The sequence below is a fragment of the Salinimicrobium oceani genome, from assembly GCF_012037645.1.
In genome coordinates this window covers 1-323 of the sequence record NZ_JAAVJR010001345.1, presented here as the reverse complement: position 1 = coordinate 323, position 323 = coordinate 1, and the positions used below count along the sequence as shown (strand labels likewise).

At 41.8% G+C, this 323-nt stretch carries 1 protein-coding gene and 1 pseudogene; both read right to left on the bottom strand.

Annotation, left to right across the window (positions count from 1 at the left end; translation table 11 throughout):
• The coding region (locus tag HC175_RS22135; protein ID WP_168140011.1) for a dephospho-CoA kinase at positions 1-114 on the bottom strand (114 nt) is incomplete at its 3' end.
• Positions 111-323 (bottom strand): annotated as a pseudogene (locus HC175_RS22130) (hypothetical protein); the annotation flags it as partial. The pseudogene HC175_RS22130 and the gene HC175_RS22135, both read right to left, overlap by 4 nt.

Sequence of the window (323 nt, the reverse complement as noted above, 5' to 3'; positions counted from 1 at the left end):
GAGCTTTTTAGCTTGAGTATCGGCGATAAACACCGGAACTCCCAGCTCCCCGAAAAATCCCGCAACGGTAGGTTTACCGCTCCCTATACCTCCTGTGAGCCCCAGTACTTTCATTTCTTGATGATAAACTGGATCCGCTTTTCGCTGAGGCGGATATTAGAAGTAAATTCAGGTTTTTCGACAACTTCAGGAATAATAAAATCCTGATTTTCCCTAACGTTATTGAAATTGGCCACTATCCGAAAATCTGAAGCTGTAACTTTATTGAATTCTGTAAGATTCACCTGAAAAAATAAAACGGTCTCCTTCGGAAAGATCACCAC